Here is a 3,996-nt window from a genome sequence, read left to right as displayed (position 1 = left end):
AGCGTCACCGTGGGCACGGGCGCCGGCGCGGTCACCACGCTGCCGGCGCCGATCAACTCGGCCATGCCGCCCGGCACGGGCCCCGCCCCGACCACGGACGCGGGCGCCCGCTACGTGGAGTCGTGCCAGCAGGCGATCGAGCGCGGCATCGTGAGCCCGGGCTGCCAGGGGCCGCTGTATGCGAACGAGATCGCGCGGCTCAAGGAAGACGCGCTGCGCACCAACAACCCGAACCTGCTCACGCTGCTGGGCGACGCCTACCAGAGCAACCGCACCGGCGTGTCCGACATCGGCCAGGCCTACCGCTGGTACCTGCTGGGCGCGGTGCGCGGCGATCCGCGCGCCATGCAGCGCCTGAGCGAGCTCTACAAGGGTGGCACCGGTGTGCCGCAGGACAACATCAAGGCGCTGGGCTATGCGCGCCTGGCGCAGCGCCTGGCCGCACCCGGCAGCACCAGCGCGCGGCAGGCCACCGAAACCATCGGCAAGCTGGGGGGCGACATGGCCGCCGAGGAAGTGGTGCTGGCCGAGCGCTTCGCCAGTGAGCTCGAAGCCAACCTGCGCAGCCAGGCGGGCGGTGCCGCCGGCGCTACGCCTGGTAACAGCCCCGCGCCAGTCACGACCAACAATGCGCCCAGGAATGTGTTTCCGTCGTCGCGGCTGCCCGGCATGGGCGCGATCCCGCCGGTCGAGCCGGGAGCGGCTGCCCCCGCGGCCCCTGTGCCGGGGGCGCCCCTGCCGGGACGCGAAAGCCTGTCGCCGCGCTAGGCGGTCCCGAGGAGTCGTCCACAACATGCATCCGTCGTTTCTCCTGTTCCGTATGTCCTGTGTCCGGGCACTGTGCTCGGCCGGCATCGCCTGCATCGCGCCCGTGGCCATGGCTGCGGGGCCTTCCGGCCAGATCGGTCCGGCCGGACCTGTCGGCGTACAGGGCGCTGCGCAGGTGCAGGGCACGGCCACCACGGTGATCGAGAATCCCGGCAGTGGCACCAACCGCATCGAAGTGACGGGCAACACCGCACAGAACGTGCAGGTGCAATGCGCGGACGGCAGCCGCAAGAAGACCGCGCCGCAGGCCGCGGGTTCCAGCGTCAACAGCGTGAACATCGACGGCCGCGCCCTGGCGGGAAAGACCGTCGTCGTCACCGGCCGCAACAGCCGCGATGTGCGCGCCACCGCCGACTGCCAAGACGGCGCCGCCGCACCGACCACCAACGTCAACAGCGTCACCATCCGATGAAGATCACCCCCTCGCGGCACCGTGCCGCCCCTCTTGCCGTTCCCTTTGCCGCCTCGTTCGCGCTGGCCGCGTGCCTGCTGACCCTGACGGCCTGCTCCGAGCGGCCGGCGCCCGCCACGCCCCCCGCATCGGGCGCACCGGTCGCGCCTGCTGCGTCGGCGGCCACGCCTCCCGTGGCGGCAGCGCCCGCCGCCAAGGCGGCGCCGCGCCAGTTGCCGCTCAATGTGCAAGGCGTGGCCAGCGCGGGGCTCACTGTGCGCGTCAAGGGCATCGAGCTGGGCGAGGACGCCACCATCCTGACGGTGAGTGCCTCCTTCGGCAACCGCGGGACCAACTTCACCAACCTCGGCGAAACCGACACCTATCTGGTCGACCCGGCCGGCAACCGGCTGGCGCTCAAGCGGCCCGACGACAACCGCTACCTGCGCATCGCGACCGGCGACACCATGGAGGGTCAACTCGTATTCTTGGGCAGCGTGCCGGCCGCGACGCCGCAGCTGAAGCTGGTCATCAATGACGGCCAGGCGGGCGACGACACCGCGGGGCCGGGCCTGAGCATTGCGCTGCCGCTGCAATAGGCTGGCCCGGATATGACGCGCCACTCGCCGATCTGGTTGCTGGGCCTGGCCTGCTGCGGCACCGCTGCATCGGCTGCCCATGCGCTCACCGTCGAGCGCGTGGCCGGCAGCCTGGGCGGGCGACCCACCGTGTTCACGCGCGTGGCCGATGCGCCGCACACCGAGTGGCGCCGCGCCGGCCCCGACAGCCGGCTCGACAGTCGCACGCCCCCTTCCACCTTCGCCAGCAAGCCGGCACCCGACACCGTGTTCCGCGTGGCCGAAGTGCCGCCCGAGCGCGTGACCGTCACGCGCGAATTGCTGGGCGCGCTGCAGGCGCGGCAGACCGAGCAGAAGGCCATCGTCATCGACCTGCCGGCCGACGTGCTGTTCGACTTCGACAAGGCCACGCTGCGCGCCGATGCACAGACCTCGCTTGATCAGGCTGCCGAACTGCTGCGCAGCTACCCCGATGCGCCGCTCGCCATCAACGGCCACACCGACGGCAAGGGGAGCGAAGCCTACAACGACGCGTTGTCGACGCGCCGCGCGCAGGCCGTGGCCGACCGGCTCGGTGCCGCCACGGGCGCCCGCAGCTTCGCAGTCCGGGGGCATGGCAAGCGCCAGCCCCTGGTGCCCGACACGCACGCCGACGGCAGCGACGACCCCGACGCGCGCCAGCGCAACCGGCGCGTCGAGATCGTCATCCAGCCGGCGGGCGTGGCGGGCTCCCGCCCTGCCGAAAAATCCTGAAGAACTGACCGAGGAAATACCCCATCCATGGCGCTGATCGCTTGTTCTGAATGCGGACACCAGGTCTCGACCCGGGCCAGCCACTGTCCTTCGTGCGGCGCGCCTGTGGCCGGTGACGCGGACCCGGCCGCACGTGGCGGCAAGAACGAGCCGGTGGTCAACGCCGGCCTGCTCGGCAAGATCGTCGCGGTGATCGGGGCCTGGCTGGTCGTGCCCTGGGCGGTGCGGCTGGTCGCGGCGCTGGCCGCCATCGTGATGATGATCGTGATGTTCCGTTCCGGGCGCTGAGCGCCGCGGCGCCGGGAATACCTCAAGGACGTCCTGCAGCGCCTGTCCACGCACATGGCCAGCCGCATCGAGGACCTCCTGCCGCATCGTTGGCAACCGTTGAGCTGACCCTCGACCCGGAGCGGCCACCGCCGCTCACGGCCGTCAAGAAGAGAGGGCCATCCGCGCACTGGCCGCTTTCGGGAAGGCCCAGCGTGCACTGCCGGGCGCAAGCTGCCGCGGACCTGCACCTGCCAGCGTGGGAAGGGGGCGAAAGCTTCGTGAAGAGCCAGGAGAGCCCGGTCGGGGAATACAAGTGGCTCTCGGTGCGTTCGCTCGAAGGTGGCGCTACGGACCTGTCCCTCGAGCCCAATGCCAACCCCGTGCCAAATCTTGGCTTGCTACCTGGATAGGCACAGGTAGGTTGAAGAATGGAAGTACTCGTGTCTCCCGGGTGTTCGAGCATGGGGTGCGCCTTGCTGGCCCGTACGACGAAGAGGGTCTGAGTTGCGCAATGAATGTCCAGTTGGGCGGCAAAGAGATGCCGTCGCTCGCCGCCCTCGCGTCAACAGCAAGGGCATGCCATCCGTTGGTGTGAAGGGAGGTGGTCTCCCTCACTCGAAATGGACATCACATGAAAAAACTTCTGATTTCTCTCTTCGTTCTGCTCGGTACCGCCACGGCATTTGCACAAGGCAATACGGGGGTCACAGTCAGCACGGACCCGGCCCGCGCTGCAGCGGTGGAACGTCATGCCCAGGAGCTGCAGGCGCGCCCCACCGAGCAGCCGGCGATGGCACACAGCAAGACGACCAAGACCCACAAGCACGCGCAGAGCCGCCACCACAGCAAGAAGCATTGAAGCGAGCTCGGCTCGCTTCAGAAAATCCACTCCGTGCGGCTACCAGTCAAGCTGCCGCATGGAGCGCAGTTCTTGCTGCGCCGCGCAGGACATCGACATCCACGTCAGCATTCGTGCGCGCGTCCGGCGTGAGGAACGCCACCATGGAGCAATTCATCGAGGCGCTCGGCTCGTACATCCGCTGGTACAACGAGAAGCGGATCTAGATCTCTCTTGGCTCCCTCAGCCCTATTGAATACCGGTTGAGCCTTGGACTTGCGGCATAAAGCCAGTCCAAATCTTTATCCGCACTCCCAGTAAGTCACTCCTAGGGAACA

6 protein-coding genes and 2 pseudogenes are annotated in these 3,996 nt (G+C 68.9%); all 8 read left to right on the top strand.

All coding sequences use genetic code 11. The annotated features are described in order from the left end of the window. Window positions 1–768 (top strand): tetratricopeptide repeat protein (locus BMG07_RS40010; protein ID WP_269759883.1); only part of this gene is annotated, 768 nt, incomplete at its 5' end. Window positions 769–820: 52 nt separating this feature from the next. Next, the gene (locus BMG07_RS40005; protein WP_269759882.1) at window positions 821–1,240 is read left to right on the top strand and encodes a hypothetical protein; all 420 of its coding nucleotides are present in this window, start codon (window positions 821–823) and stop codon (window positions 1,238–1,240) included. Further along, window positions 1,237–1,818 carry a hypothetical protein gene (locus tag BMG07_RS40000; RefSeq protein ID WP_198089113.1) on the top strand — a complete coding sequence of 194 codons (582 nt, stop codon included), beginning with the start codon at window positions 1,237–1,239 and terminating at the stop codon, window positions 1,816–1,818. Before BMG07_RS40005 ends, BMG07_RS40000 begins: the two co-directional genes overlap by 4 nt. A 12-nt stretch (window positions 1,819–1,830) precedes the next feature. Beyond that, complete coding sequence (locus BMG07_RS39995) at window positions 1,831–2,550, top strand: OmpA family protein (RefSeq protein ID WP_198089112.1); 720 nt, start codon at window positions 1,831–1,833, stop codon at window positions 2,548–2,550. A 27-nt stretch (window positions 2,551–2,577) separates the two neighbouring features. Next, on the top strand, window positions 2,578–2,838 hold the full coding sequence (locus tag BMG07_RS39990) for a zinc ribbon domain-containing protein (protein ID WP_198089111.1): 261 nt from the start codon (window positions 2,578–2,580) through the stop codon (window positions 2,836–2,838). 18 nt (window positions 2,839–2,856) lie between these two features. Further along, a pseudogene (locus BMG07_RS39985) lies at window positions 2,857–2,946 on the top strand (transposase domain-containing protein); the annotation flags it as partial. 505 nt (window positions 2,947–3,451) lie between these two features. Continuing rightward, on the top strand, window positions 3,452–3,679 hold the full coding sequence (locus BMG07_RS39980; protein WP_198089110.1) for a hypothetical protein: 228 nt from the start codon (window positions 3,452–3,454) through the stop codon (window positions 3,677–3,679). Window positions 3,680–3,810: 131 nt separating this feature from the next. Continuing rightward, window positions 3,811–3,885: pseudogene (locus BMG07_RS45285) on the top strand (IS3 family transposase); the annotation flags it as partial. Window positions 3,886–3,996: the final 111 nt, after the last annotated feature.

It is taken from the genome of Variovorax sp. E3, assembly GCF_016082275.1.
GTDB lineage: Bacteria > Pseudomonadota > Gammaproteobacteria > Burkholderiales > Burkholderiaceae_C > Variovorax.
This window is presented reverse-complemented; position numbering and strand designations above follow the sequence as displayed.

Coding starts and splice junctions, on each gene's coding strand:
- BMG07_RS40005 (WP_269759882.1), top strand. CDS start 821: ATGTCCTGTGTCCGGGCACTGTGCTCGGCCGGCATCGCCTGCATCGCG.
- BMG07_RS39980 (WP_198089110.1), top strand. CDS start 3,452: ATGAAAAAACTTCTGATTTCTCTCTTCGTTCTGCTCGGTACCGCCACG.
- BMG07_RS40000 (WP_198089113.1), top strand. CDS start 1,237: ATGAAGATCACCCCCTCGCGGCACCGTGCCGCCCCTCTTGCCGTTCCC.
- BMG07_RS39990 (WP_198089111.1), top strand. CDS start 2,578: ATGGCGCTGATCGCTTGTTCTGAATGCGGACACCAGGTCTCGACCCGG.
- BMG07_RS39995 (WP_198089112.1), top strand. CDS start 1,831: ATGACGCGCCACTCGCCGATCTGGTTGCTGGGCCTGGCCTGCTGCGGC.